A 26489-nucleotide genomic window follows, 5' to 3' on the forward strand; every position below is an offset into this window, starting at 1 on the left:
TCGATGATCTACCATATGTTTCCGCCTCGGCCCCGGGCGTACCGGAAGGCGCTCGGGGTCGGGGCGGCCGTCCGGTTGGTCGGGTGCGGCGGCTCTCGCGGGTGGCCGTAAGCTTCGGTGAATTCCCCGTGCGGAGCCCGGCGCTGTCGTGTGACCCGTACCCACGAGCTGCAGGGAGAGACGATGCCGGATCCGAGTGGCCCCGAGAACACCGACGACGTGACCGAGTCGACCGAGGGCACCGACCCGGCCGAGGACGACGCCACGGCCGAGGACGACGCTCCCGCCTTCCTGAACCGGGCGGCCCGCCGGGGCAAGGGTTCCGCGCAGCAGCAGCCGCAGGGCAAGGGCAAGAGCTTCGGCGGCCGGGGTTCGGTCCAGGGGCCGCGCCAGTGGGGCAACCGCCGCAGCGGCTGAGCGGGCTACGCCGCCGACTGCTCCTGGGCGGCGCCGATCAGGACCTTGCCGACCGCCGAGTTCTCCACCGCCGCGTGCGCCTCGGCGGCCTCGGCGAGCGGGTAGTAGTGCAGCGGCAGGCCGGCGTCCGCGCCGACCCGGATGCCGCCCTGGGTCGCCGCCGTCGCCACATCCTGTACGGCCTGCGCCTTCGCCGCGGCCGGCACCTGGTAGATCGTCACGAACTGCCAGCGGGCACCGGGCGGCATGAGCTGCATCGCCGGCAGGGTCAGGGTGCCGTCGCCGCCGAACGAGTAGACGGAGACCACCCCGGCGTGGCCGATCACCTGCGCGTCGATCGACGCGTTCCGGTCCCCGGCCACCTCGACGATGGTGTCGACCCCGCGCGGGGCGATCTTCCGCACCTCGGCGACCACGTCCTGCTGCTGGTAGTCGATCACGTGTGAGGCACCGGCGGCGGCGGCCAACTGGGCCTTCTCCGGGCTGCTGACCGTGGCGATGACGGTGGCGTCGGCCCAGCGGGCGAGCTGGATCGCCGCGTTGCCGACCGCGCCCGCGCCGCCCTGGACGAGTACGACGTGGTCGGCCAGGCTGCCGAGGTCGAGGTGCCGGGGCATCAGCTCGCCGACCGTCAGGCAACGGTGGGCGGTCAGGAACGGCACGCCGAGCGCCGCGCCGACCTCGAACGGCGCCGGGCCGAGCAGGACGATCTGCCGGGACGGTACGAGGGTGTACTCGGCTGCCGTACCCCAGGGGCGGCTCACGGCCGCTTCCCAGACCCAGACACGCTCGCCGACCAGGGTCGAGTCCACCCCTTGACCGGTCGCCTCGATCACGCCCGCGCCGTCCTGGCCGGGGACCTGCCAGCCGTACGGGGGTGGGCTGCCGTCGCCGGACCGGGCCTTGACGTCGGTCGGGTTGACACCGGCGAAGGCCATCCTGACCAGCACCTCGCCCGGCTCGGGTTCGGGGACCGGCTGGTCGACCAGTTCCAGCACGCCGGGATCGCCGGTGCGGGTGTAGACGGCTGCCTTCATGGTGGTCCCCCTGGCTGGCGCGGTTGACCCCATTTTCCCCGCTCATGGGGAGCTTCGTGGTGGTTGGCGAATTTGCTTCGTACGACCGGTCGGCGTCGGGGCACACCCCCTGACCGGTTAGCGCGGCGATGCGCGGGTATCCGGGGTGCTTCCCGGTCGGGGAGGTGGGGTTGTGGCGGACGGTGAGCCGGTGAGCGGCAACCGGATCGGCGACTACGGCTTCCTGGCCGACGGCCGTACGGGTGCGCTGGTCGGCCGGGACGGTGCGGTGGACTGGTGGTGCCCGTCGCGGTTCGACGGCCCGTCGGTCTTCGCCCGGATGCTGGACGAGGCCGGTGGGCACTGGACGATCCGCCCCGAAGCGGACTTCGAGGTGGAACGGGAGTACCTGGACGAGACGTTGGTGCTGCGTACGGTCTTCGCCACCGGGGCGGGGACGGTGGCGGTGACCGACGCGCTCGCGCTGGAACCGGGCGCACGCGGTCACCAGATCGGTCGGCGTTCGCCCGCCATGCTGCTCCGTACGGTGGAGGGGCTGTCGGGGAGCGTACCGATGCTGATGTTCTTCGCCCCGCGCTTCGAGTACGGCCGGGTGACCGCGTACCTGACGGTCGAGAACGGGGAGGTCACCGCGACCGCCGGGGCGACCACGCTCACGCTGACCGGGAGCGTGCCCGTCGACCGTGACCACATCGACGCCTCGGCCCGGTTCACCGTCGACGCCGGCCAACGGGAAACCTTCGCCGTCACCTACTCGCCCACCTACGGCGACGGCGCCCGGAGGCTGGCCGCCGGGGACGTGCCCGACGCACTCGCCGACACGGTGACCGGCTGGCGGTCCTGGATGCACCACCACAACTACCGGGGCCGGTACCGCGACCAGGTACGCCGCAGCTCACTGGTGTTACAGGGACTGACCTACGGGCCCAGTGGCGCCGTGGTGGCCGCCGGCACCACGTCACTGCCCGAGGAGATCGGCGGCGACCGCAACTACGACTACCGGTACGCCTGGTTGCGCGACTTCGCCCTCACGATGCGCGCCCTGTGGGTGGCGGCCTGCCCGGACGAGGCGAACCGGCTCTTCGACTGGGTGGCCAAGTCGGTGGGCCGGGTCACCGACGAACGGGTGCCGATCATGTACGGGCCCGAGGGCGAGCGGGACCTGACCGAACACGCCCTCGACACCCTCGGCGGGTACGCGGGCAGCAAACCGGTGCTGGTCGGCAACGACGCCTGGCGGCAGCGCCAGTCGGACGTACTCGGTGAGGTTCTCGACGCGGCCTGGCTGCTGCGGGACTACCTCGATCCGATGCGGGAGTCGGTCTGTCACCTGTTGCGGTCGCTGGCCGACCAGGCCGCCGCGAGCTGGCACCTGCCCGACGCGGGCATGTGGGAGGCGCGCGACGCGCAGCGGCACTACCTGTCGTCCAAGGTGTGCTGCTGGGTGGCGCTGGACCGGGCCGTCCTGTTCGGTGAACGGATCGGCGACGCGGCGGACATCGAGCGCTGGGCACGGGCCCGCGACGAGGTTCGGGCCACGGTGCTGGCGCGGGGTTGGAATCCGCAGGTGGGGGCGTACACCGGGGCTTTCGACTCGGACCGGCTGGACGCCTCGGTGCTGACCCTGCCGATCTGGGGGTTCCTGCCCGCCACGGATTCGCGGATGCGGGCGACCATCGACCGGATCGAACGCGAGTTGTCGGTCGACGGGCTGGTCCGGCGCTGGGACGGCGATCCGGCGACCTTCTTCCTCTGCTCGTTCTGGCTGGTCGACTGCTTGGCGCAGACGGGTGAGCGGGACCGCGCCGCCACGATGTTCGAGAGCCTCACCGCGCGCGCCAACGATCTCGGGCTCTTCGCGGAGCAGTTCGATCCGCGCACGGGGGAGCAGTTGGGCAACATGCCGCAGGCGTTCTCCCACATGGCGTTGGTCAACACGGCGTGGCGACTCACCGAGACCTGAACCGGAACGTCACCACGGGCATTCATGTTCGTTCTTGACGAGAGCGGACCATCCGGTACGCCCATGGACGTAGGACCCTCGCCCGACCAGTGGACCTCTGCCCACTGGTCCGGCGGGGGTCCATCCTGTTCGATCCGAGAGGGGCACAGCCCGGCAATGAACGAACACCCCAATCAGCTGCCACCGCGTGGAGAACGGTGGCTGCTGCTGGCAGCAACGGCCGTCATGGCACTGGCCGCCCTGATCGGCGCGTGCGCCGGCTGCGGCAGTCTTCTGGTCAACTGAGGGACCACACCGGACGGCCCTCGACCCCGCCGGGTCGGGGGCCCGTTCGGTTCCGGGGCGGGACGCGTTCAGGCGAGGGTTCGGCCGAGGAAGCCCCGGATGTAACCGGCGATCGGGTCGAGGTGGGTTTCGAGGGCGAAGTGCCCGGTGTCGAGCAGGTGCACCTCGGCGTCCGGCAGGTCCCGCTGGAAGGCGCGGGCCCCGTCCGGCCCGAAGATCTCGTCGTTGCCGCCCCAGACCGCGAGCAGTGGCACCTTCGTACGCCGGAAGCAGTCCTGGGCGGCCGGATAGACGTCGAGGTTCGTCTTGTAGTCGCGGAAGAACTGGAGCTGGATCTCGTCGTTACCCGGCCGGTCGAGGATGCCCTGCGCGTGCAGGTACGCGTCCGGGCTGATCAGGCTGGTGTCGGAGACGCCGTTCTCGTACTGCCAACGGACCTCCTTGGGCGTGAACGCCGCCCGAACCGTCTTTTCCGTCTCCGGACCGGGCGCCTTCGCGTACGCGAACAGCGGCGACCAGAACGCGTCCACGAACCCCTCCATGTACGCGTTACCGCTCTGGCTGATGATCGCGCTGATCTGATCGGGCCTGCGTAGGAACAGCCGCAGGGCGATCGGTGCGCCGTAGTCGTGCATGTAGATCGCGTACCGGCGGATGGCGAGCTGGTCCAGCAGTTTGGCGGTGACGTCGGTGAGCGCGTCGAAGGTGTAGGGGAAGTCGGTCATGCTCGGGGCGGCGGAATAGCCGAAGCCGAGATGGTCCGGGGCCACCAGGTGGTAACGGTCGGCGAGCGCGGGAATCAGCTCGCGGAACATGTGCGAACTGGTCGGGAAGCCGTGCAGCAGAACGAGGGTGGGTGAGGTCGGATTGCCGGCCTCGCGGTAGAACACCTCGAAGCCGTCGACCGTCGCGGTCCGGTGATGCACGGGAATCATGCTGGCAGTATCGACCGCACTGCCCCGACAGATCCGGGAATCAGGAATTTACCCCGCTTCCGGCCGACCACCCACCATCGGCGCGTCGGTCCGCAGCTTCTCCGATGATGCCGTGTACCGCACATCGGGTCCGGCGGCGAACGATGCCCATTGCGATCACCACGTTGATTGTCGACGATACCTCTGAGTCAGAAGGAGGCCGATCGATGCAGGCGGTAGCGGTGACCGCGCAGGGCGGTCCGGAGGTGTTGCAGGTGATCGAGCGGCCGGACCCGGTCCCCGGTCCGGGGCAGGTGCTGGTCAGGGTGCTGGCCGCGGTGGTCCATCCGGCCGACGTGGCGGCCCGGCTCGGACTCATCCCCGGCGGGCCGGTCGAGCCGCCGTTCCTGCCCGGCTGGGACTTCGCCGGTGAGGTGGTCGAGGTAGGCGAGGGTGGTGGCGAGTACCGGCCCGGTGACCGGGTGGTCGGCATGGTGCCCTGGTACCGGACCCGTGGCGCGGTCGGGGCGTACGCCGAACTGATCGCCGCCGACACCGACTGGATCGTGGCGCTGCCCGACGGGCTGGACCCGGCGGTTGCCGCCACCGTGCCACTGAACGCGTTGACGGCCCGTCAGGCACTCGACCTGATGACCCTGCCGCCCGCGTCCACCGTCCTGGTCACCGGTGCGAGCGGCGGCGTCGGCGGCTTCGCCACCCAACTGGCGGTACAGGCCGGGCACCGGGTGCTCGCCGTCGCCGGCCGCGACGACGAGGAGTGGGTACGCGACCTCGGGGTGGCGCAGGTCGTACCGAAGGAGGTCGACCTGGCCGGGATCGGCCCGGTGCCGGCGGTGCTGGACGCGGTGCCGCTGGCCGAGTCGGCCGCGGTGGCGGTCGCCGACGGCGGGGTCCTGGTCACCACCCGCCCCACCCCGCCGGTCGACCCGGCACGGGGCGTCCGGCAGCAGGTCGTCCTGATCCAGTTCGACCGGGACCGGCTGGGTGAGCTGATCGTCGAGGTCGCCCGGGGCCGGCTGCGGACCCGGGTCGCGACCACGTTGCCGTTGGCCAGCGCGGCCGAGGCGCACCGGATCGTGGAGGCCGGCGGGGTACGCGGCAAGGTGGTGCTGACCCCCTAGTCAGAAGGCGGCGGCGCCGGCCTCGGCGACGGTCTGGTCCTGCTCGTCGGTGCCGCCGCTGACGCCGACCGCCCCGACCACCTTGCCGTCACGTATCAGCGGGATGCCACCGGCGAAGATGACCACCCGACCGTGGTTCGTGGTGTGGATGCCGAAGAACGGCTTGCCCGGCTGGGCGCTCGGGGCCAGCTCCTTGGTCGGGAGGTCGAAGGCCCGCGCCGTCCATGCCTTGTTGATGCTGATGTCGACGCTGCCGAGCCAGGCACCGTCCATCCGGACGTGCGCGACCAGGTTGCCACCGGTGTCCACCACGGCGATGTTCTGCGGCTGGCCGATCTCGTTCGCGCGGGCCTCGGCGGCGGCGATCACCTGACGCGCGTCGGACAGTTTCAGTACGGACATCAGCACTCCTTCGACGAGACGGGACGGGAAACCTCCGCCGGGTCAGGCGGCGGGTTTGAGGACGACCTTCGAATAGCCTTCTTCCCGGCGGTCGAACCGGGCGTACGCATCGGGTGCGTCGTCCAGCGGCAGCGTCTTGCCGACCACGAAACTCGGTGTGGCCCGGCCGGCGATGATCAGGTCCCGCAGCTGCTCGTTGTACGCCTTCGCGTTCGTCTGCCCGGTTCCCATCCGCTGGCCCTTCTCGAAGAACTTGCCGATCCGGAAGAGCAGCTCCCCGTTGGCGGAGTGTTCGTCGGGCGCCCCCGGATCCTTCGGTACGTAGAGCCCGACGACCCCGATCCGCCCGGTCGCCCGTACCGCGTCGACCAGCGTGTTCAGCACCAGCGCGGGTTGCTCCTCGCCGCTGGTGCCGTGCGCCTGGTAACCGACCGCGTCGACGCCCTTGTCGGTGCCGTTGCCGTCGGTCTGGTCCAGGATCTGCATCACCGTGTCGGCCTTGGTGTAGTCGATCGGGATCGCGCCGATCGACTCGGCCAGCCCGAGCCGGGACGGCACCCGGTCGACGACGAACACCTTGGCGGCGCCGATCAGCAACGCCGAGTACGCGGCCATCAGTCCGACCGGTCCGCCGCCCATCACCGTCACGGTCTCGCCCGGCCGGACGTCGGCGAGGGTGATGCCGTGGTAGCCGGTGGGGAAGATGTCGGCGAGCATGGCGAAGTCGTTCTCGTGCTCGTCGCCGGGCGGCAGGTCGAGGCAGTTGAAGTCGGCGAACGGCACCCGCAGGTACTCGGCCTGCCCACCCCGGTACGGCCCCATGGCGACGTAGCCGTACGCGCCACCGGCGAAGCCGGAGTTGACCGTCAGGCAGAAGGCGGTGTTCCCGGCGAAGCAGTTCTTGCAGAATCCGCAGGCCACGTTGAAGGGGATGGAGACCCGGTCGCCCTTGCGGACCCGGGCGACACCGGCACCGACCTCGGTGACGATGCCCATGTTCTCGTGGCCGAACACCATGCCCGGCGGCGCGCTCGTGCGCCCCTCGTACATGTGCAGGTCGGATCCGCAGATCGCGGTGGAGGTGACCTTGATGATGACGTCGTTCGGGTCCTCGATGCGTGGGTCCTCGACGTTCTCGACCGAGACGTTGTTGGCCCCGTGGTAGACGACTGCCCTCATGTCCGCTCCTGTCCCAGGCCGGGATCCTGCTTCCGACCCTAGGGCGGCGGCGGGCTCTCGATGGCGGAATGCGGAAACGGTGAATCCCCGCGACCGTGCACGGGGATTCACCGTTCGGAGCGGTTGCGGCAGTCGTGCCGCTGCCGGGTCTACTGCGCCGCGAGTACGTCGACCACGAAGCGCAGTGCGCCGTCCGGGTACTGGTCGGTCGGGTCGTCGCCGTACGCGAGGTTGCTCGGGATGTCGAGCTGGATCCGGCTGCCGACCTTGACCCCGACCAGGCCCTGGTCCCAACCGGGGATGACCCGACCGGTGCCGATCTGGAACGTGGCCGCCTGGGACTGCTTCCAGGAGGAGTCGAACTCGGTCCCGTCCTTGTAGGTGACGCCGACGTAGTTCACGGTGATCTGCTGACCCGCCTGGACCGCCGGTCCGGTGCCCTCGACCAGCGGGGTCGCGGCCAGCTTGGCCAGCGTGCCCTCGCCCTTGGTCACGACCGGCTCCTTGCCGAGGGCCGGGTCGGCGCCCGGCGGCAGCGGCGGGAACTCCGCGTTGGCCGGCGGCTGGGCGCCGGGTGCGGCGGGGTCGGCCGGGGCGGTGACGCTGGGGGCCGGGGCGGCGGTTTCGGCCGGTTCCTTGCCGGTGTCGTCGAGGGCGACGAACGCGACGACGATCACGGCGACCACGGCCAACCCGGCGAACGCGCCGGCGAGCGCCTGCCGGCGGCGCTTGGCGGCGGCGGCCCGTGCCTTGGCGGCCTTCGCGAGCGCGCGCTTCTCGGACTTGGTCAGCGGCGCCGGCTCGCTGTCGACGATGGCTGGGCGGCTCTGGACCTGATCGCTCATGGGTGTCGGCTCCTGCAGAAGAGGTCGGGGCGGGGCGGCCTCGCCCGGATGTGTTTCCGACCGAAGGGCCTTGCATACGGTACTCGGCCGGTAGCCGGATGGCCCCGGTACGGATGATCAATCACGCCGGCAGTCGGCTGCGGGTCCCGGCTGCCCCTCCGGGCGGAACCCGACTCAGGCGGACTTGCGAGCCGTCTTCTTCGCCGGGGCGGTCTTCTTCGCCGCGGTCTTCTTCGCCCCGGTTGACTTCGCGCCGGTCGTCTTGGCGCCGGACGAGGTGGTGCCGGTGGACTTCGTGCCGGCTCCGGCCGTCTTCTTCGCCGGTGCGCCGGCCGTCCCGGTCGCCTTCTTCTGGGCGGTCTTCTTCGCCGGGGCCTTCGCTGCCTTGGCCGCCTTCGCCGCCTGCTGGGCGGACTTCGCCGCCGAGATCGGGGTGGCCTTGGCCACGCCGCGACCCTCGGCCGGTTCCTCACCACGGGCCGCCCGGGCCCGGTCCACCGAGGCGCGCAGCGCCGCCATCAGGTCCACGGCGGCCGGCGGGGCCTCCTCCGCCTCCTCCGGTTGCACCACCTCGCGGCCTTCGACCTTGGCGTTGATCACTTCCTGCAAAGCGGTCCGGTAGTCGTCGGTGAAGGCGTCCGGTTGGAACTCGCCGGCCATCGAGTCGATCAACGAGCTGGCCATGGCGAGTTCCGGCGGGCGGACCGTGATGTCCTCGTCGAGGAACCCGAAGTCGGGGACGCGTACCTCGTCGGGCCAGAGCATCGTGTTGAGCAGCAGTACGCCCTCGCGTACGCGCAGGGTGGCGAGCTGTTCGCGTTGGCGCAGCGCCACCTTCACGATCGCCACCCGGTCCGAGTCGGTGAGCGCGTCCCGCAGCAGCACGTACGGCTTGGTCGCCGCCCCGTCCGGCTCCAGGAAGTACGCCTTGTTGTAGAGGATCGGGTCGACCTGCTCGGCCGGTACGAACTCCAGTACGTCGATCGCGTGCGAGGTGGTCAGCGGCAGCTCGGCGAAGTCCTCGTCGGTCAGGATCACCATCTCGCCACCGCCGAGGTCGTACCCCTTGGCGATGTCGTCGTAGCTGACCTCTTCGCCGTCGATCGAGCAGGTGCGCTTGTACTTGATTCGCCCACCGTCGGTCCGGTGCACCTGATGGAACCGGATGTCCTTTTCCTCGGTGGCCGAATATAGGCGTACGCCGATGGATACCAGGCCGAATGAGACCGCGCCCCGCCAGATAGCCCGCATTCCCCGCTCCCTTCCCCGGTATTGACCAGGATTGCATCTGGTGGAAGGTGGGGCGAGTGTTTCCGTGCGGACCTAGAGTGATTTCGTGCCGGGCGCACCGCTTCGACCGATGCTCGCCATGACCGGGGAGCTGCCCAGCGGCCCCGGCTGGGCGTATGAGTTCAAGTGGGACGGCGTGCGCGCCCTGGCCCGGATCACCGGCGGTGCGGTACGCCTGTTCGCCCGCTCCGGTGCCGAGATCACCGCCGCCTATCCGGAGTTGGCGCCGATCGGCGCGCAGGTGCCGGACGGGCTGCTCGACGGCGAGGTGGTGGTGCTGACCGACCGGGGACAGCCGTCGTTCACCGCCCTCGCCGAGCGGATGCACGTACGCGAACCGGGTCGCGCCGCGCGGCTGGCGGCGACGGTGCCGGTCACGTACATGATCTTCGACGTGCTGTGGCTGGCCGACGCGGACCTGACCCGACAGCCGTACGAGCGGCGCCGGGCCACCCTCGACGGCCTCGGCCTGGGTGGCGCGCGGTGGGCCGCGCCGCCGGTCTTCCCGGACGGGCCGGCCACCTACGAGGCGGCGGGTGAACACGGGCTGGAGGGTGTGGTCGCCAAGCGGCTCGACTCGGTCTACCGGCCGGGGGTGCGGTCACCGGACTGGCTCAAGGTCAAGCTGGAGGTGACCGGGGACTTCGTGATCGGCGGCTGGCGTCCCGGCGCCCGCCGGCTCGGCGGACTGCTGGTCGGGGTGCCGGCGCCGGACGGCCGGCTGATCTTCCGGGGCCGGGTCGGCGGCGGGATCGGTGCGGCCGCCGAACGTGAACTCCTGGCCGTGCTGGAACCGCTGCGGGTCGACACCGCCCCGTTCGTCGACACCGTGCCGCGTGAGGATGCCAAGGGCGCGATCTGGGTACGTCCCGAGATCGTGGTCGAGGTGAAGTACGGCCAGCGCACCCCGGACGGGCGGCTGCGGTTTCCGAGGCTGCGCCGGTTGCGTCCAGACAAGGCGGCGGAGGAGGTCGACGATGCCGGCTGAGAAGATCAGGGTCGAGGTGGAGGACCGTACCCTTGAGGTCTCGAACCTGGACAAGGTGCTCTATCCGGGCGTCGGTTTCACCAAGGGTGAGGTGATCGACTACTACACCCGGATCGCCCCGGTGCTGCTGCCGCACCTGCGCGACCGGCCGCTGACCCGGATCCGCTACCCGAACGGGGTGGACTCGTCGTTCTTCTTCGAGAAGAACGCCCCGGCCAGCACCCCGGAATGGGTACGCCTGGAGCGGCTGCCCGCTCCCGGCTCGTCCAAGGACCGCGACGAACTGGACTATGTGGTCTGCGACGACCTGCCCACCCTGGTCTGGCTGGCGAACCTCGCCGCGCTGGAGATGCACACTCCGCAGTGGCGGGTGGGCACCCGCAGCCGTGGCGGTGAGCCCCGGCCGGACCTGATGGTGGTCGATCTCGATCCCGGCTCTCCGGCCGGGCTGCCGGAGTGCTGCGTGGTGGCGGTACGGATGCGCGACCGGCTGGCCGAGGACGGCATCGCCAGCTACCCGAAGACCTCGGGCAAGAAGGGGATGCAGCTCTGCTGCCCGATCGCCGGCAAACAGTCCGCCGAGGAGGTCTCCGGTTACGCCCGGCGGATCGCCGAGGAGTTGGAGCAGGGCGACCCGAAGCTGGTCACCGCGAAGATGGCCAAACGGCTGCGACCAGGCAAGATCTTCATCGACTGGAGCCAGAACAACTCGGCGAAGACGACGGTGGCGCCGTACTCGCTGCGGGCCCAGGCGGTGCCGGCCGCGTCGACGCCGCTGACCTGGACCGAGGTGGAGGCGGCAAGCTCGGGGGAGTTGGGCGCCGTCCGCCCGTTCACCGCCGCCGAGGTGCTGGCCAGGGCCGAGGAGTACGGCGACCTGATGGCCGACCTGCTCGTCCCCGGCCCCAAACTCCCCCGCTGACCCGCCCGGCCCCGTGCTCAGTCGACGCTGGGCAGCGGCGGGCCGAGCACGTCGTCGGCGTCCACGATCCGGTAGGCGTAGCCCTGCTCGGCCAGGAAACGCTGCCGGTGGGCGGCGTACTCGGTGTCGATGGTGTCGCGGGAGACCACCGTGTAGAAGTGCGCCTGCCGGCGGTCGGCCTTCGGGCGCAGCACCCGGCCGAGCCGCTGCGCCTCCTCCTGCCGGGAACCGAACGTGCCGGAGACCTGGATCGCGATCCCGGCCTCGGGCAGGTCGATCGAGAAGTTGCCCACCTTCGAGATGACCAGGGTCGGCACCTCGCCCGAGCGGAACGCGTCGAAGAGCCGCTCGCGTTCCTTGTTCGTGGTGGACCCCTCCACGATCGGTGCGTCCAGGAACTCGCCCAACTGGTGCAACTGGTCGATGTAGCCGCCGATCACCAGCACCTGGTCGCCCCGGTGCCGGTCGATCAGCGCCTTCACCACCGGCAGCTTCGTCCGGGCGGTCGCCGCCATCCGGTAACGCTCCTCCGGCTCGGCGGTCGCGTACGCCATCCGCTCCGCGTCGGTCAGCGTCACCCGTACCTCGGTGCAGTCGGCCGGGGCGATCCAGCCCTGCGCCTCGATGTCCTTCCACGGCGCGTCGTACCGCTTCGGGCCGATCAGCGAGAAGACGTCGCCCTCGCGGCCGTCCTCGCGTACCAGGGTCGCGGTCAGGCCCAGCCGGCGGCGGGCCTGGAGGTCGGCGGTGAACCGGAAGATCGGCGCCGGCAGCAGGTGCACCTCGTCGTAGATGACCAGGCCCCAGTCGCGGGCACCGAACAGGTCCAGGTGGGTGAAGGCGCCGTTGCGGCGCGCGGTGAGCACCTGGTACGTCGCGATGGTGACCGGGCGGATCTCCTTGCGCTCGCCCGAGTACTCGCCGATCTCCTCCTCGGTCAACGAGGTACGGGCGATCAACTCGCGCTTCCACTGCCGGCCGGCGACCGTGTTCGTCACCAGGATCAGCGTGGTCGCCTTCGCCTCGGCCATCGCGGCGGCGCCGACCATGGTCTTGCCCGCCCCGCAGGGCAGCACCACCACGCCCGACCCGCCGGCCCAGAAGTGCTGCACCGCCTCCCGCTGGTACGACCGCAGCGTCCAGGGCGCCTGGTACCGGGCCGGGTGCCGACCGTCCGCCGGTACGTCCTTGCCCGCCTCGGCCAGCTCGATCGGGTGCGCCTCGCCGTCGACGTACCCGGCCAGGTCCTCCGCCGGCCAGCCGAGCTTGAGCAGGCCCTGCTTGAGCCGACCGCGCTCGGACGGGTGGACGATCATGGTGTCGTCGTCGACCTTGGCGCCGAGCATCCCGGCCAGCTTCTTGCTCTTGGCCACCTCGATCAGCACCATCCGGTCGAGCGCGTGCAGCACCAGTCCGTGGTTCGGGTGGTTCATCAGTTGCAGCCGGCCGTACCGGTCCATCGTCTCGGCGATGTCGACGAGCAGCGCGTGCGGCACCGGATAGCGCGAGTATTTCAGCAGCGCGTCGACGACACCCTCGGCGTCGTGGCCGGCGGCCCGCGCGTTCCAGAGCCCCAACGGGGTCAGCCGGTAGGTGTGCACGTGCTCCGGCGAGCGTTCCAACTCGGCGAAGGGTGCGATCGCCATCCGACAGCCGAGCGCGTCCGGATGATCGACCTCCAGCAGCAGCGTTTTGTCGGATTGCACGATCAATGGGCCACTGCTCACGCTCAGGTTCCTCTCGACAGCGCGGAACAAGACCCTCAAGTGTTGCACGCTCGGTAACGAATCCCGCCCGACCGAAAACGAAGCAAGAAAAGTCTTCACCTCAAGCAACCCCGACCACCCTCCGGGCGTCTAGCTGAACGACGACCGCTCCGGGTCTGGACGCCGGGACACTCCGTCCGGTTCCGCCCGGTGTGGTGGTCGTGCTGGTCGGCGCCGGTGTATGCGCGTTCGATCCGTCGGGGGACCGGGGTGGGTGCGGGGGCACCGGCCGGTCTCGGCGGCGGAGGGCAACGGGGGCGAACGGCTCACCGGCGTCCGGCCAGTTTCCGGGCCTGTCACCACGACCGCCCGAGTGCGAGTCTTGAGGGACAGGACGGGCCCGGGTGGGGGAGGCAGCCATGTCGCTGGACCGCGAGCTGAGCACCGGATCGCAACATCAGGTCGACGGGCCAGCCGGCCCGTCGGCACCGGACGCCCCGGTCTCCCGGGCCACCGTGGTCGCGTACGCGACCGTCGCGGTCGCCCTGGTCGGCTGGTTCCTCTTCGGCTGGCTGGTGGAACGCCAGGGCTTCGTCAACTCGGTCGGCGAGTCGGCCGGCACCGCGTTCACGCTGCTGCTGGTCATCGCGATCGTCGGCACCGTACGGCGCAGCCGCCACTGACCGCCTGGCTACTCGTCCAGCACCGCCGCCGTGATCCGGTGCAGCGCGAACGTGTGCAGCATCTCGGTGCGTTCGTCCTCGGCCCGCAGGTAACCCGCGCCGATCGAAACCGGCCGGACCAGGCGGGACGTGGTCGCCCCGTGGGCGTCGACATAGCCGACCCAGACCGGCGCCCTGTCCCGGATCGCCTGCTGGAGCACCGCGAGTGCCTGGGTGTGCGCGTGTGCCGGGGTCGCGGTCCCGCCGGCCCGGCCGGTGCCGCCCCGGACCGGATCCGGAGCCCGCCGGGCGGCCCGGGCGGCGGCGTCGCCCCGGCGCATCTGCTCGACGATGCCGAGCACCCGGGGCGTGGTCAGCTTCGGCGCGGCGAGCGGGTCGCCGACCCGGTTCCCGACCGGCACCCGGGCCGGGGCCCGGCGTACCTTCGTCCGGGTCAGCACCACCGCCCCGCTGGCGTCCTCCGGCACCGGCGCGTACCCGGCCTCGCGCAGCACGGTGAGCAGTCGACCCACCTGGAACGGGGTGGCCAGCACCGTCGGCGCCAGCCGCCGCAGCGACATCGTGCTCAACCGCCGGTCGGCGACCACCTCGGCGAGCAGCGCCTCGTCGTCGCTGCGGACGTACGCCCCGGCGGAGCCGACCCGCAGCCCGCCGTGCTTGCGGGCCACGTCGTCGACCAGGTACGTCAACCCCTGCGGGACCGGCGTACGGGACCGGCGCTGGAAGAGCGCGTGCAGGTCCTCGGCGGCGTACCCGGCGTCGAGCGCCCGGCGCAGGCTGGTCGCGGTGACCCGGTACACGCTGGCGCCGCCGGCCGACTCCGGGTCGGCCAGCGCCTCCAACTCGGTCGCCAGGGTCGGCTCGGGTGGGCCGGGCACCACGAGGCTCAGGTCGGCCTGGAGCAGGAAGTGGTCCACCGGGGCCGGGAGCAGCCCGTCCAGTGCCCGGACCGCCGTCGACACCTCGCCGGACTCGTCGCCGCCCGGCCGTACGCCGAGCGGGTCGTCGGTCCCGGCGGCCGACCGGTCCTCGGCGGCGGCCGAGTCGGTCAGCAGCAGCCGCCCGTAGGAGGTGATCGCGCCGAGCCCGGTCAGACCGAGCCGGGCCGCCTCGGCGAGCGCCTCCCGCTGGGCTGCCTCCCGCCCCCGCAGACGCCGTGGTGACCGCCAGGCGAGCAGCGCCAGCACCTCGTCCGGGCCGGGCGCGGTCCCCGGATCCAGTCCGGCGAGTACGCCCAACAGTGCCCGCCGGGCGGTCGGCATACCGGCCCGTTCCAGTTCGGGGGAGAGGACGGTGATCAACCGGTCCCGTTCGTCGCGCTGGCCGATCAGCCCCGGTTGGCGGGTCATGGCCAGCCACGCCAGGGCCAGTTGCTCCCAGCGTCGGGCCAACGATCCGGCCCGCCAGGTCTCGTAGCCGGCGGTCGGCAGCACCTGCTGGTCGGCACCGGCCCGGGTGGTGGTGGCGCCGGCCAGGTCGACCTCCCCGGCCAGTCCGGCGGCGTAGACGACCTCCAGCACCAGTCCCGTGGTCGCCTCGTCCAACCCGACACCACGGGCGATCCGGCGCAGCTCACGTACGCCCAGACCACCGGAGCGCAGCACCGGGGGTGGTTCGGCGGCGAGCGCCTCCAGCACCGTCTCGGCCTGCCGGACCAGCTCCATCGCCTGGCCGGCACCGGCCGAGTCGACGGCCTTCGGCTCCCGCAGGGCGGCGGTGCCGAGTGCCGGCGGCAGCGGCTGCATCGGGCCGAGCGGCCCGGAGTCGCGGCGCAGCAGCAGCCCGATCTCGCGGGGCAGTTCCACGGCGGTTCCGCCCGATCCGGCGTCGCCGTCGGAGATCGGTACGAGCAGGGAGTTCTCCACCAGCCACCGCACCGGTGAGCCGGAACCGGGGTTCGCCGGGTCCTCGACCGGCGGGGCGTCCAGCGCCTTCGGCGGCAGCGTGCCCACCGGGGGGCCGGCGGCGAGTCGGTCCAGGATCGCGCGGGCCGCCGGTGGTGCCGCCAGCACCGTACGGCGCAGTCGGGCCGGGTCGGCGCAGAGCGCGGCCGCGGCCGGGTCCAGGTCCAGCGCGGCCCGCCCCAGACCCGCCGGGTACGGCGAGCTGACCTCGTCCACTCCCGGCACCACCTGCAACCCGTGCTCCGGGCCGTAGAGCAGGAAGAGCGCGCGCAGCCGGTTCAGGGCGGCCCGTACGGCGGCCGGGTCGGCACCCTGCGCGGGCACCGCCGCGACGGCCAGGATCGCGTCGACGGAGGTGGTGGCGTCGGCCGGGCTGCGGGTCAGCCGGGCGCCGTCGAGGATCTGCAGGGTGAACTGGTCCAGCCCGTCCAGGGCACGGGCGACCGAGACCCGTGACTGCGCCCGGATGGCGAGCGCTGAGATGTCGGCCGGGACCGGTAGGACCAGATCGGGGCGCAGTTGCAGCAGCGCCGCCAGGGCTTCGTCCGGCAGCGACCGCAGGTGATCGGCGAGTGAGGTGGTCATCGTCGTTCCACGCTATCCGGCCGAGTGCCGCCTCTGCCCCTCGGTCGGCCGGCTGGACTCGCCGACTCGGTCGGCGTGCGACGATGATTGGATGGCGACCACCCCCTCGGTCGGGTTCGACCTTGACATGACCTTGATCGACTCCCGGCCCGGTATCGCCGCCACGTACCGCGAGCTGACCGCCCGGACCGGGGTGTACGTCGACGCCGACCTCGCGGTCAGCCGGCTCGGCCCACCGCTGCGGCACGAGCTGGCGCAGTGGTTCCCGGCCGAGCAGGTCGAGTCGGCGGTGACGACGTTCCGCTCGCTCTACCCGTCGTACGCGGTCGAGCCGACGTTGCTGCTGCCCGGCGCGGCCGAGACGCTGGCCGCGGTCCGCGACGCCGGGCTGCGTGTGTTGGTTGTCACCTCGAAGCTCGGCCGGCTCGCCCGGCTGCACGTGGAGCATCTCGGGCTGGCGGTGGACGAGGTGGCCGGCGACCTGTTCGCCGAGCAGAAGGCGACCGCGTTGCGGGAGCACCACGCCCGGCTCTATGTCGGCGACCATGTCGCGGACATGACCGCCGCCCGGATCGCCGACGTGCCCGGCGTCGGTGTCGCCACCGGGCCGTGCGATGTGGATGAGCTGCGGTCGGCCGGGGCGGAGCTGGTCCTCGATGACCTGACCGGATTCCCAGCGGCGTTGCCGGGCCTGTTGCGGCTAGCCTTGTGAGGTCAGCAGCCGCATACGGAGTCGAGGTCAATCAGGTGCCGACGGGTCGAGTGAAGTGGTACGACGCGGCCAAGGGTTATGGATTCGTCACCAGTGACGAGGGCGGCGACGTGTTCCTACCCAAGAGCGCGTTGCCCGCTGGTGTCACCGATCTCAAGGGGGGTCAGCGGATCGAGTTCGGCGTGGTGGACAGTCGCAAGGGCGCCCAGGCCCACGCTGCGAAACTGCTGGACGCCCCGCCGTCCATGGCGGAGCTCCGCCGCCGTCCCGCCGAGGAGTTGCACGGGCTGGTCGAAGACATGATCAAGGTGCTGGAGGCGAAGGTCCAGCCCGATCTGCGGCGCGGCAGGTACCCGGACAAGAAGACCGCGCAGACCGTCGCTCAGCTGGTCCACGCGGTCGCCAGCGAACTGGAAGTCTGAGGGGTCGCCGGGGTCAACCCGGCCGCCGCGGCCCGGCGGAGCAGGGCGTCGATCGCCCGATAGCCGTCGTCGCCGAGGTCTGCGGTGAACTCGTTCACATAGAGCGCGATGTGCTGGTCGACCACGTCCGGTTCCATCTCCTGCGCGTGCGCCAGCACGTACTCGCGGGTGCCGGCCGGGTCGGCCCAGGCCTGTCGTACGGACGCGCGGATCCAGTCCGTCGCGGCCACCGGATCCACGGTGCCGCGGCGGGCCAGGATCGCGCCGAGCGGAATCGGTAGCCCGGTGTCCGACTCCCACCATTCGCCGAGGTCGACCAGGGCGGTCAGCCCGTGCCGGTGGTAGGTGAACCGGGCCTCGTGGATGACCAGCCCGGCGTCGTAGCGACCGGCCGCCACCCCGGGCATGATCTCGTGGAACGGCACCACCTCGATCTTCGCCGGCCGCTGGTCCGCCGCCCAGAGCCGGAACAGCAGGTACGCCGTGGTCCGGTCACCGGGCACCGCGACGGTCGCCCCGCCCAGATCGGTCCGGTCGCCCCGGGTCAGCACCAGCGGACCGCAGCCGCGCCCGAGCGCCCCGCCGCACGGCAGCAGCTGGTAGTCGTCGAGCAGCCACGGCAGTGCGGCGTAACTCACCTTCACGATGTCGTACGCACCCTGCTGGGCGGCGGTGTTGGTGACGTCCACGTCGGCGTAGGTCACCTTCATCGGCGGCGCCCCCGGTACCAGGCCGTGGACCAGGGCGTGGAAGACGAAGGTGTCGTTGGGGCAGGGGGAGAAGGCCAGCGAGAGTGCCACGTCCCCACCGTAACCCGCAGTGGATCAGCGCAGCGCGGCGGCCGCCGAGCGGAGCGCCTCGAACGCCTCGGTGATCCGCCACGCACCCCGGTCACGGGGGCCGACCGGGTTGGAGATGGTGCGCAGTTCGGCGAAGGGGACCCCGGCCTGGGCGGCGGCGACGGCGACGCCGTACCCCTCCATCGCCTCGGCCACCGCGTCCGGGTAGCGGGCGGCGAGCGCGCGGGCGCTGTCGGAGGTCCCGGTGACCGTGCTGCACGTGATCACCGCGCCGACGGTGGCCCGGGGCAGCGACTCGCGCAGCCGGTCCAGCAGCGCCGGGTCGGCGCTCGCCGCCGACGGTCCGAAGCCCAGCTCGTCCAGGGGCAGGAAGCCGTCCGGTGACTCGGCGCCGAGGTCGGCGGCGATGCTCCGGGTGGCCAGCACGATGGTGCCGAGCGCCGCGCGGTCCGGGAAGCCGCCGCCGATCCCGGCGCTGATCACCGCCTGGTACGGGCGTCCGGCCGCCTCGGCGAGGGCGAGCAGCCGGGCGGTGCCGGCCGCGGCGGCGGCCGGTCCGACCCCGACCGGTGCGACCGTCACGGTGGTGCTGGACAGGCCGGCCCGGATCGCCTCCGCCTCGGCCGGTACGGCGGTGACGATCAGCAGTCCAGCGCTCATGTGGTCGGCTCCCGTGGTTCAGGTGACTGGTGCGTGCCGTCGTCGCCGGAGCTCGGCGCGGCTACGGCCGACGACGGTCGGTAGACGTGGTAGCCGGGTGGGGCCAGCGGGCGCTCGCCGCCGCCCGTGTTCCCGGCCGGGCCCGCCGTCGCCGTCGCCGGTTCGGTGACGGCCCCCCGCTCGGCGCTTTCCCGTTCGGCGGTTTCCCGGTCGGCACTCGCCCGCCGTCCGGCCTCGTCCCGGTCGGCTGCGGCCCGAGCCTGGGCGGCCTGCTCGGCGGCGGCCTGTTCGTCGGCGGCTTCCTGCTCGGCGTCCGGGATGGCCCGGCCGTGCAGCCGTTCGCCGCGCAGCCGGCCCGCCACCACGACGGCCCGTACGGCGGCGAGGGTGGCCAGCCCGCTCAACACCGCGATGCCGACCCGGCCGTCGAGCGGGATCAGGCCGATCGCGCCGCCGGCCACGAAGGCGAGCATCAGCGCGGTCTCGGAGTGGGCGAAGGCGCTGGCCCTGGAGCGTTCCCGGATCCGTTCCTGGATCGAGGCGTCGACGGCGAGCTTGGCGATGCCGCTGACGAGTGCGGTGACCAGGCAGAGCAGGGCGACCGTGAGCAGCGAGAACCGGACCGTGGCCAGCACCGCCAGGGCGGCGACGATGACCAGGCCGCTGGACTGGATCGCGGTCGGCCGGTGGATGCGCAGCCGGGTGCCGAGCGCGGTGGCCAGGAAGCTGCCGACCACCAGTGCCCCGCCGACCAGTCCCAGCGCGGCCTGGTCGGAGAGGTCCCGGCCGAGTACGGAGGTGGTGATGTCGCCGCCCTTGATCGCGAAGGCGAGGAAGAGCAGGAGGAAGCCGTACAGGCCGCGCAGGGTGGCGCCGCCGACCAGGGCGCCGATCACCAGCCGGCCGTTCGGACCGCCCCGCCCCAGGGCCCCGGTTCCGTTGCCCCGCCAGATGGCCCGGAACGCCCGGGGGACAGCCTCAGGTGGCTCGGAGTCGGCGCGCGGTGGCAGCCGGAGCGCGATCACCATGCCGATCAGGAAGATCACCGACGCCACCCGGAGCGGCCACTGTGGACCGACCCAGAACGCGGCCAGGCCCAGCGGCGCCACCACGGCACCGGCGATGGTGCCGTAGACGCTGGCCCGTGCTCCGACCTGGGACAGGCCGATGCCCTCGGGCAGCAGCCGGGGCACGGCCGCCGAGCGGGCCACCCCGTACGCGCGGGAGAGGGCGAGTACGCCGAACGCGGCCGGGTAGAGGCCGAACCCGTGGATGTAGTCGGAGATCAACCAGGCCAGGAAGGCGCGACCGAGCATGGTGGCGGCGAGCGCGTACCGGCGGCCGTGCCGGAAGTGGTCGAGCAGCGGGCCCACCACGGGTGCCAGCAGCGCGAACGGGACCATGGTGACCAGCAGGTAGAGCGCGACCTTGCCGCGTGCCTCGCCGAGCGGGGCGTTGAAGAAGATCGTGCCGGCCAGCCCGATCGTGATCAGTACGTCGCCGGCACACGAGATGGCGTGCAGGTCGAACAGGCGCACCATGCCGGTCTCGCCGCCGGCGCCCCTGGTCCGTACCCGTCCGGCACTCCGGGTGATCCAGGCACCGCCCCGGAACGTCCCGCGTACGAGCGCACGGACGCCCCGGATCGTCCTTCCGAGGGCACGCCCGAGGAACGACCCCTGGGGGCGGCTGAACAGCGGCATGTGCACCATCCTCGCCCATTCGGCGAGCGGCCGGAGGATGTGGCGCGAGAACTGGTACGGGGAGTCCCTGCCGGCGGGCCGCTCGGATAGGGAAGAATGAGCATGTGACCAGGACCGCCGGTGCTCGTGCAGCCCGTCTCGACCAGGTTTGTGCCGCTGCCGTCGAGGTGGCGCGGGCCGGCATCATCGAGGTGGAGCCGACCGATGTCGGCGACCACCTGGAGGTGGTTGCCGAGGGTGAGCGTCTCGTCACCCACTTCTTTGAATGTCTGCTCGCCGGTTACCGGGGCTGGCGCTGGGCCGTCACCGTCACCCGGGTCTCCCGCAGCAAGCAGGTGACCATCTGCGAGGCGGTGCTACTGCCCGGACCGGACGCCCTGCTGGCGCCGAGTTGGCTGCCCTGGCAGGAACGCCTCCAGCCGGGCGACCTCGGCGTCGGCGACCTGCTGCCGGCCCCGGCCGACGACGACCGGCTGGTTCCCGGCTACGTCCTCTCCGACGACCCGGCGGTCGAGGAGACCACCTGGGAACTCGGTCTCGGTCGTTCCCGGGTGATGTCCAAGGAGGGCCGGGAGGAGACCGCGCAGCGCTGGTACGACGGCGACCACGGCCCGACCGCGCCGATCTCGGCCGCCGCCCCCCGGACCGCCCGCTGCGGGACCTGTGGCTTCTATCTGCCGCTGGCCGGTTCCCTGCGCCAGGCCTTCGGCGTGTGCGGCAACTTCTACGCCCCCGACGACGGTCGGGCGGTCAGCGCCGACCACGGCTGCGGGGCGCATTCGGAGACGATGCTCGACGTGGCCGAGACGCCGGTGGACGAGCTGCCGACGATCTACGACGACAACGAGGTCGAGGCGGTCTCGGTGAGCCGGGCGCCGGGTTCGGTGGGCACCGGCGAGCCGGCCGAGCCGTACGGCCACGGCTGATCGCCCGGCCGGCTGACGGTCAGCGCTGCCGGCCTGCCCGGCGGCGTCGGCGGTTCGCGTCGTGCCGGAGCATGATCGCCAGTCCGGGAAAGCCGATCAGGAAACCGGCGAGGCAGGTCCAGAGCCAGTCCCGGTGACCGTGCTCGGTGAGCCAGTCGCGGAAGAAGATCAGCAGGACCAGTCCGGCCAACGCCCAGATCACGATGCCGCCGACGGCGAACGGGACCATCGGTGGGTCGAGCGGCTCCGGCCGCGGTTGCTGCTGCTCCGGCACGTGATCAGCGTACTCGTGGGCAGGGATCGAGGTTCGTAACCGGAACGTACTTTCCCGGTAACAGGTCGTCTGGGACGATGCGCCCAATGAACCCCCCATGATCACTATGTGAGGTCCTTATGACGACCACCACCCCGAAGGCTCCCGCCCCACCGGCGACCACACCCCCGCGCAACGGCTTCGACCGGTACTTCGAGATCTCCGCCCGTGGCTCGACGGTCAGCCGGGAGATCCGGGGCGGCCTCGCCACCTTCTTCACGATGGCCTACATCGTGGTGCTCAACCCGCTGATCCTCGGCAACGCGGTCGACGGCGACGGCCAGAAGCTGGCCATCCCGGCGCTCGCGGCGGCCACCGCCCTGGTCGCCGGGGTGATGACGATCCTGATGGGGGTCGTCGGCCGGTTCCCGCTCGCCCTGGCCGCCGGCCTCGGCGTGAACGCGCTGGTCGCGTACGAGATCGCCCCGCAGATGACCTGGGCCGACGCGATGGGCCTGGTGGTGATCGAGGGCGTGATCATCGCCATCCTGGTGCTGACCGGTCTGCGTACGGCCGTGTTCCACTCGGTGCCGACCCAGCTCAAGACCGCGATCGGGGTGGGCATCGGCCTGTTCCTGACCATCATCGGGCTGGTCGACGCCGGGTTCGTCCGGCGGATCCCGGACGCCGCCGGCACCACCGTCCCGGTCGGCCTGGGCATCAACGGCAAGCTGGTCACCTGGCCGGCGTTGGTCTTCGTGCTCGGTCTGCTGGTCACCCTGGTGCTGGTGGTCCGCAAGGTCCGGGGCGCGATCCTGATCGGCATCGTGGCCTCGACCGTGCTGGCGATCGTGGTGGAGGCGGTCGCCAACGTGGGCCCCTCGTTCGTCGACGGCAAGCCGAACCCGCAGGGCTGGTCGCTGAACGTGCCGGAGTTGCCGGCGACCGTGGTCGACACCCCCGACCTGTCCCTGCTCGGCAACTTCAACGTGCTCGGCTCGTGGTCGAGCGCCGGCTGGCTGGTCGCGTTGATGTTCGTCTTCACCCTGCTGGTGACGGATTTCTTCGACACCATGGGCACGATGGTGGCGGTCGGCCAGGAGGGCGACCTGCTCGACGAGAGCCAGACGCCGCCGCGTACGCGGGAGATCCTGCTGGTCGACTCGATCGCGGCGGCGGCCGGCGGTGCGGCGAGCACGTCGAGCAACACCTCGTACATCGAGAGCGCGGCCGGGGTGGCGGAGGGGGCCCGTACCGGGGTGGCGAACCTGGTCACCGGTGCGCTGTTCCTGCTGGCCATGTTCCTGGCCCCGCTGGTCGTGGTGGTGCCGTTCGAGGCCGCGTCGACCGCGCTGGTGGTGGTCGGGTTCCTGATGATGACCGGGGTACGGAGCATCGACTGGACCGACTACGAGATCGCCGTACCGGCCTTCCTCACCATCGTGCTGATGCCGTTCACGTACTCGATCTCGAACGGGATCGGAGCCGGTCTGATCACCTTCGTGGTGTTGAAGCTGGCCCGGGGCAAGGCGGGCGAGGTGCACCCGTTGCTGTACGGGGTGGCCGCGCTCTTTGTCCTGTATTTCCTACGGGGCCCGATCGAGACGTTGATCGGCTGATCGGTTCGGCGTGCGCGGGCGGGGGACACTGGTAGCCGTGGGGTCCCCCGCCCGTTCGCGGGTTCGGTGACCGTGGTCATAACAGTGGTCGTTAGCAAGGCTTATTAGTTAGGCTAACTATCGTGACGGAGCGGACGGTGATGGCGCAACGTGTGCCGCCCGCGCAGCTGGCCAGCCTGCTGCGCGATGCGATCACCCGGCTCAATCGACGGGTCCGGCAGTCCCGGCCGGTCGGCGAACTGACGCTGACCCAGTTGTCCGCCCTGACCAGCCTTGAGCTGGCGGGCGCGCTGAGTCCGCGTGAGTTGGCCGACACCGAACGGGTGCAGCCACCGACCATGACCAAGATCGTCGCGAAGTTGGAAGAGCGTGGCCTGGTACGCCGCACTCCCCACCCGACCGACCGGCGACAGGTCATTCTGTCGACGACCGAGTCCGGCCGCGCGGTGTTCGCCGATTTCGAGCGGGCCCGCAACGAGTGGCTGGGCCACCGGCTCGCCGAGCTGACGCCGGAGGAACGGGAGACGCTGCGGGAGGCCGCGGCGATCCTGCAGAAGGTGGCTCGCGCCTGATCGGCGCCGCGCACCGGGTCCGCTTCGTCCGCTGTGGATGACGCGTACGACCCGAGGAGGCGCACCCCGAGTGCGGGCAAAACTAGGCACCACGTTCCAGTCCCTGCAGGTTCGAAACTACCGGCTGTTCGCGATCGGCCAGCTCCTCAAGCTGATCGGCGTGTGGATGATGTTCACCGCGCAGGACTGGCTCGTACTCGACCTGTCCGACGACTCGGCCACCGCGCTCGGCTGGGTCACCGCACTGCAGTTCACCCCCGTACTACTGCTCACGCTTCTCTCCGGCCGGCTGGCCGACCGGTACGACAAGCGTCTGCTGCTCTTCGTCGCCAACGCCGCCTGGTGCGTGCTGGCGCTCGTCATGAGCCTGCTGGTCGTCACCGGTGTGATCGAGCTCTGGCACGTCTTCGTCTTCGCCGCCCTGCTCGGTACGGCCAACGCGGTCGAGACGCCGGTACGCCAGTCGTTCGTCTCCGAACTCGTCGGCACCCCGCTGCTGCCGAACGCCCTCTCGCTCTCCGCGGCGACCTTCAACTCCGCCCGGATCATCGGCCCCGCCGTCGCCGGTGTGGCGATCGCCCTCTTCGACGTCGGACCGGTCTTCCTGATCAGCGTCTTCGGTGCGCTCGCACCGCTGATCGGCCTGGTCCGGATGCGCGGTGAGGAACTGCACCGCGACGCCCTGCCGCCGATGGACGAACGGGCCCCGGCCAAGGTCATCGACGGCCTCCGGTACGTCCGGGTCCGGCCCGACCTGGTGCTGCCGATGGTGCTCATGTCGGTGATGGGGATGACCCTGTTCAACTTCCAGATCACCCTGGCCGCGCTCGCCAAGACCGTCTTCAACACCGGGGCGGCCTCGTTCGGGCTGTTCACCACGGCACTGGCCGTCGGCGCGCTCGGCGGGGCGCTGGCCGGCAGCGGCCGGCGCAGCCGGCCGTCGGTCTGGGTGGTCCTCGGTGCCGCCGTGGCCTGCGCGGTCGCCGGCACCCTGGTCGGCGTCGCGACGACGTACTGGCTGGTCCTGGTGCTGCTGGTGCCGGCCGGTTTCCTGATGGTCTACTTCGCCCAGGCGTCCAACCAGCGGGTCCAGCTCGGCGTCGACGCCGCCTTCCGGGGCCGGGTGATGGCGCTGTGGGTGCTGGTCTTCCTCGGCACCAACCCGGTCGGCGCCCCGGTGATCGGCTGGGTGGCCGAACACGCCGGAGCCAACGCCGCCATCTGGATCGGTGGGCTCATCTCGCTCGCCGCCGCCCTGCTGGCCGTGCTCTGGCAGTTGCGGCACGACAAGTCCCGGCTCCGGCTGCGGATCGCCCCACTGCCGCGCCTGTACGTCGTACCCTCCGACACCGGCCGGGCGCGAACTGTCGTAGGTGTCTGATTGGTTGGTCACTGCCAAATCGGTGGCGTGCCCCGATCGTGGGGCCTAGCGTCGGAGGATGGCCGTCGTGCAGGTTTTCGTGCTGGCCCTGGCACTCCTGTCACTGGTCTGCCTGCCGGCGTTGGTGGCGGCGATCCTCTTCGCCGACGAACTGATCCACTGGTTCGTCGCCGAGGGCGCCACCCGGCGGACCGGGTGGCGGCAGCGGCGGGAACTCGACCGCCTCGACCGGGCACTGCGGGCCATGGCAGGACCGGACCGCATCGATCCGACCGAGTTGGACCGACCCGGTGGCCCGGCCATCGAGCAGGTCGCCGCCGACCTGCGCCGGCTCGGCGGTCAGCGGCGGGGCCGGCCGGCCCGGTCCGGTTCGGCGCACGGCGAGCTGCTGCGGGCGTACGACGAGCAGTTGCGGGTGGCCAGCCGCTACCTGGGAGTGGTCGAACACCTGGCGGACCTCGACGGGCTGGACCGGGAGATCGAACGGGTCCGGGTCGAGGGCGAACTGGAGGCGGCCGGGCTGGTCCTGTGCAGTGCCGACCGGGGTTCCCCACCATGACGAGCGGGGTGGTCCGGTGCGGGTGTTCGTAGCGATCTACCCGGACCCGGAGGCACTGGCCGACCTCACCGGGGAGCTGGCCCGACTCCGGATCGGCACGGCAGCCGCGTCCGGAGTCGACGTACGGCTGACTCCGCCCGACCACCTGCACCTGACCGTGGCCTTCGTCGGCGAGGTGGCCGACGACCGGTCGGCCGCGCTGCACTCGGCGCTCGACCGGGCGGCCCGGACCTGGCGTCCGCCACCCGGGACGGACGGTTCGGTGGAGCTGGTCGGCACACCCCGGTTGCGAATCGGTGGCGGCGGCCTGTTCGGGGTGCCGCCGGACACCGTGCTCTGGGCGGGGCTGCGCGGCGACGTCGACGCGCTGCACGCGGTGAACGCGGCCACCCGTCGGGAACTCGCCGCCGTCGGATTACCGGCCGACCCCCGGCCGTACGTGCCACACGTCACGCTGGCCCGGCCGGGCAGCCGGTTGTCCCCGGAGACGGTCGAGGCGGACCGGGCGGCGCTGGACGGATACGTGGGTCCGGCGTGGCCGGTGACCGAGCTGACGCTGGTACGCAGCCGCCCCGGCCCCCGGCCGACCTACGACCGCCTGGCGACCTGGCCCCTGTAGC

Annotated in this window: 27 protein-coding genes; 15 read left to right on the plus strand and 12 right to left on the minus strand. The window is 71.6% G+C overall.

Annotation, left to right across the window (positions count from 1 at the left end; genetic code table 11):
• The first annotated feature begins 183 nt into the window (after nucleotides 1-183).
• The gene (locus ACZ6QQ_RS14995) at nucleotides 184-417 is read left to right on the plus strand and encodes a hypothetical protein (RefSeq protein ID WP_465876718.1); all 234 of its coding nucleotides are present in this window, start codon (nucleotides 184-186) and stop codon (nucleotides 415-417) included.
• A 5-nt stretch (nucleotides 418-422) separates the two neighbouring features.
• Here the strand turns inward: ACZ6QQ_RS14995 and ACZ6QQ_RS15000 are convergent, their stop codons facing one another.
• Nucleotides 423-1454, minus strand: coding sequence for an NADPH:quinone reductase (locus ACZ6QQ_RS15000; RefSeq protein WP_465876719.1), 1032 nt, complete (start codon nucleotides 1452-1454; stop codon nucleotides 423-425).
• Between the two features lie 190 nt (nucleotides 1455-1644).
• On the opposite strand from ACZ6QQ_RS15000, the gene ACZ6QQ_RS15005 reads away from it, so the two are divergent.
• Both ACZ6QQ_RS15005 and ACZ6QQ_RS15010 read left to right on the plus strand, forming a co-directional pair.
• On the plus strand, nucleotides 1645-3417 hold the full coding sequence (locus ACZ6QQ_RS15005; RefSeq protein WP_465876809.1) for a glycoside hydrolase family 15 protein: 1773 nt from the start codon (nucleotides 1645-1647) through the stop codon (nucleotides 3415-3417).
• A 156-nt stretch (nucleotides 3418-3573) separates the two neighbouring features.
• Complete coding sequence (locus tag ACZ6QQ_RS15010) at nucleotides 3574-3702, plus strand: hypothetical protein (protein WP_465876720.1); 129 nt, start codon at nucleotides 3574-3576, stop codon at nucleotides 3700-3702.
• Nucleotides 3703-3770: 68 nt separating this feature from the next.
• On the opposite strand, the gene ACZ6QQ_RS15015 is transcribed toward ACZ6QQ_RS15010, so the two are convergent.
• Nucleotides 3771-4637: an alpha/beta fold hydrolase gene (locus ACZ6QQ_RS15015; RefSeq protein ID WP_465876721.1), complete on the minus strand. Its 867-nt coding sequence runs from the start codon at nucleotides 4635-4637 to the stop codon at nucleotides 3771-3773.
• Nucleotides 4638-4843: 206 nt separating this feature from the next.
• Here ACZ6QQ_RS15015 and ACZ6QQ_RS15020 point away from each other — a divergent pair, with 206 nt between their 5' ends.
• A complete protein-coding gene (locus tag ACZ6QQ_RS15020; protein ID WP_465876722.1) occupies nucleotides 4844-5758 on the plus strand; it encodes an NADP-dependent oxidoreductase in 915 nt (304 codons plus the stop codon).
• Here ACZ6QQ_RS15020 and ACZ6QQ_RS15025 read toward each other — a convergent pair whose 3' ends face one another.
• The 4 genes from ACZ6QQ_RS15025 to ku all read right to left on the minus strand — a co-directional run bounded on the left by ACZ6QQ_RS15025 (nucleotide 5759) and on the right by ku (nucleotide 9435).
• A complete protein-coding gene (locus ACZ6QQ_RS15025; RefSeq protein ID WP_465876723.1) occupies nucleotides 5759-6160 on the minus strand; it encodes a GlcG/HbpS family heme-binding protein in 402 nt (133 codons plus the stop codon). It lies immediately after the preceding gene.
• Between the two features lie 42 nt (nucleotides 6161-6202).
• A complete protein-coding gene (locus ACZ6QQ_RS15030) occupies nucleotides 6203-7339 on the minus strand; it encodes a glutathione-independent formaldehyde dehydrogenase (RefSeq protein ID WP_465876724.1) in 1137 nt (378 codons plus the stop codon).
• Nucleotides 7340-7488: 149 nt separating this feature from the next.
• Entirely contained in the window at nucleotides 7489-8184 is a 696-nt protein-coding gene (locus ACZ6QQ_RS15035) for an FKBP-type peptidyl-prolyl cis-trans isomerase (RefSeq protein ID WP_465876725.1), read from the minus strand.
• A gap of 174 nt (nucleotides 8185-8358) precedes the next feature.
• Entirely contained in the window at nucleotides 8359-9435 is a 1077-nt protein-coding gene (ku, locus tag ACZ6QQ_RS15040) for a non-homologous end joining protein Ku (RefSeq protein WP_465876726.1), read from the minus strand.
• 85 nt (nucleotides 9436-9520) lie between these two features.
• On the opposite strand from ku, the gene ligD (ACZ6QQ_RS15045) reads away from it, so the two are divergent.
• Both ligD (ACZ6QQ_RS15045) and ligD (ACZ6QQ_RS15050) read left to right on the plus strand, forming a co-directional pair.
• On the plus strand, nucleotides 9521-10462 hold the full coding sequence (gene ligD, locus ACZ6QQ_RS15045; protein ID WP_465876727.1) for a non-homologous end-joining DNA ligase: 942 nt from the start codon (nucleotides 9521-9523) through the stop codon (nucleotides 10460-10462).
• On the plus strand, nucleotides 10452-11384 hold the full coding sequence (gene ligD / locus ACZ6QQ_RS15050) for a non-homologous end-joining DNA ligase (protein ID WP_465876728.1): 933 nt from the start codon (nucleotides 10452-10454) through the stop codon (nucleotides 11382-11384). Before ligD (ACZ6QQ_RS15045) ends, ligD (ACZ6QQ_RS15050) begins: the two co-directional genes overlap by 11 nt.
• A gap of 17 nt (nucleotides 11385-11401) precedes the next feature.
• Here ligD (ACZ6QQ_RS15050) and ACZ6QQ_RS15055 read toward each other — a convergent pair whose 3' ends face one another.
• Nucleotides 11402-13111: a DNA repair helicase XPB gene (locus ACZ6QQ_RS15055; protein WP_465876729.1), complete on the minus strand. Its 1710-nt coding sequence runs from the start codon at nucleotides 13109-13111 to the stop codon at nucleotides 11402-11404.
• A 398-nt stretch (nucleotides 13112-13509) separates the two neighbouring features.
• On the opposite strand from ACZ6QQ_RS15055, the gene ACZ6QQ_RS15060 reads away from it, so the two are divergent.
• Nucleotides 13510-13773, plus strand: a complete 264-nt coding sequence (locus tag ACZ6QQ_RS15060; protein WP_465876730.1) for a hypothetical protein — start codon at nucleotides 13510-13512, stop codon at nucleotides 13771-13773.
• 8 nt (nucleotides 13774-13781) lie between these two features.
• Here ACZ6QQ_RS15060 and ACZ6QQ_RS15065 read toward each other — a convergent pair whose 3' ends face one another.
• Nucleotides 13782-16262 (minus strand): helicase-associated domain-containing protein, encoded by a 2481-nt coding sequence (locus tag ACZ6QQ_RS15065; protein WP_465876731.1) that lies wholly within the window; start codon nucleotides 16260-16262, stop codon nucleotides 13782-13784.
• A gap of 91 nt (nucleotides 16263-16353) precedes the next feature.
• On the opposite strand from ACZ6QQ_RS15065, the gene ACZ6QQ_RS15070 reads away from it, so the two are divergent.
• Together ACZ6QQ_RS15070 and ACZ6QQ_RS15075 are read left to right on the plus strand one after the other, a co-directional pair.
• Complete coding sequence (locus ACZ6QQ_RS15070; protein WP_465876732.1) at nucleotides 16354-16974, plus strand: HAD family hydrolase; 621 nt, start codon at nucleotides 16354-16356, stop codon at nucleotides 16972-16974.
• A gap of 35 nt (nucleotides 16975-17009) precedes the next feature.
• A complete protein-coding gene (locus ACZ6QQ_RS15075) occupies nucleotides 17010-17396 on the plus strand; it encodes a cold-shock protein (RefSeq protein ID WP_465876733.1) in 387 nt (128 codons plus the stop codon).
• Here ACZ6QQ_RS15075 and ACZ6QQ_RS15080 read toward each other — a convergent pair.
• Genes ACZ6QQ_RS15080 through ACZ6QQ_RS15090 form a run of 3 tightly spaced genes read right to left on the minus strand, consistent with a single transcriptional unit; the run spans nucleotide 17357 to nucleotide 20559 of the window.
• Entirely contained in the window at nucleotides 17357-18196 is an 840-nt protein-coding gene (locus ACZ6QQ_RS15080; protein ID WP_465876734.1) for a 1,4-dihydroxy-6-naphthoate synthase, read from the minus strand. The genes ACZ6QQ_RS15075 and ACZ6QQ_RS15080 overlap by 40 nt on opposite strands.
• 24 nt (nucleotides 18197-18220) lie before the next feature.
• Nucleotides 18221-18856, minus strand: coding sequence for a futalosine hydrolase (locus ACZ6QQ_RS15085; RefSeq protein WP_465876735.1), 636 nt, complete (start codon nucleotides 18854-18856; stop codon nucleotides 18221-18223).
• The gene (locus ACZ6QQ_RS15090) at nucleotides 18853-20559 is read right to left on the minus strand and encodes an MFS transporter (RefSeq protein WP_465876736.1); all 1707 of its coding nucleotides are present in this window, start codon (nucleotides 20557-20559) and stop codon (nucleotides 18853-18855) included. The genes ACZ6QQ_RS15085 and ACZ6QQ_RS15090 overlap by 4 nt, the downstream gene beginning before the upstream one ends.
• 86 nt (nucleotides 20560-20645) lie before the next feature.
• On the opposite strand from ACZ6QQ_RS15090, the gene ACZ6QQ_RS15095 reads away from it, so the two are divergent.
• Nucleotides 20646-21485, plus strand: a complete 840-nt coding sequence (locus ACZ6QQ_RS15095; RefSeq protein ID WP_465876810.1) for a DUF3027 domain-containing protein — start codon at nucleotides 20646-20648, stop codon at nucleotides 21483-21485.
• A gap of 19 nt (nucleotides 21486-21504) precedes the next feature.
• Here ACZ6QQ_RS15095 and ACZ6QQ_RS15100 read toward each other — a convergent pair whose 3' ends face one another.
• Nucleotides 21505-21759: a DUF2530 domain-containing protein gene (locus ACZ6QQ_RS15100; RefSeq protein WP_465876737.1), complete on the minus strand. Its 255-nt coding sequence runs from the start codon at nucleotides 21757-21759 to the stop codon at nucleotides 21505-21507.
• A gap of 119 nt (nucleotides 21760-21878) precedes the next feature.
• Here ACZ6QQ_RS15100 and ACZ6QQ_RS15105 point away from each other — a divergent pair, with 119 nt between their 5' ends.
• From ACZ6QQ_RS15105 to thpR, 5 genes are all read left to right on the plus strand, one after another.
• Nucleotides 21879-23357 (plus strand): NCS2 family permease, encoded by a 1479-nt coding sequence (locus ACZ6QQ_RS15105; protein WP_465876738.1) that lies wholly within the window; start codon nucleotides 21879-21881, stop codon nucleotides 23355-23357.
• 122 nt (nucleotides 23358-23479) lie between these two features.
• Nucleotides 23480-23929: a MarR family winged helix-turn-helix transcriptional regulator gene (locus ACZ6QQ_RS15110; RefSeq protein WP_465876739.1), complete on the plus strand. Its 450-nt coding sequence runs from the start codon at nucleotides 23480-23482 to the stop codon at nucleotides 23927-23929.
• Nucleotides 23930-23999: 70 nt separating this feature from the next.
• On the plus strand, nucleotides 24000-25310 hold the full coding sequence (locus ACZ6QQ_RS15115) for an MFS transporter (RefSeq protein WP_465876740.1): 1311 nt from the start codon (nucleotides 24000-24002) through the stop codon (nucleotides 25308-25310).
• 58 nt (nucleotides 25311-25368) lie between these two features.
• On the plus strand, nucleotides 25369-25869 hold the full coding sequence (locus ACZ6QQ_RS15120; RefSeq protein ID WP_465876741.1) for a hypothetical protein: 501 nt from the start codon (nucleotides 25369-25371) through the stop codon (nucleotides 25867-25869).
• Nucleotides 25870-25885: 16 nt separating this feature from the next.
• Complete coding sequence (thpR, locus tag ACZ6QQ_RS15125; RefSeq protein WP_465876742.1) at nucleotides 25886-26488, plus strand: RNA 2',3'-cyclic phosphodiesterase; 603 nt, start codon at nucleotides 25886-25888, stop codon at nucleotides 26486-26488.
• The last annotated feature ends 1 nt before the right edge of the window (nucleotide 26489 follow it).

The sequence above is a fragment of the Micromonospora sp. NPDC049529 genome, from assembly GCF_055586685.1.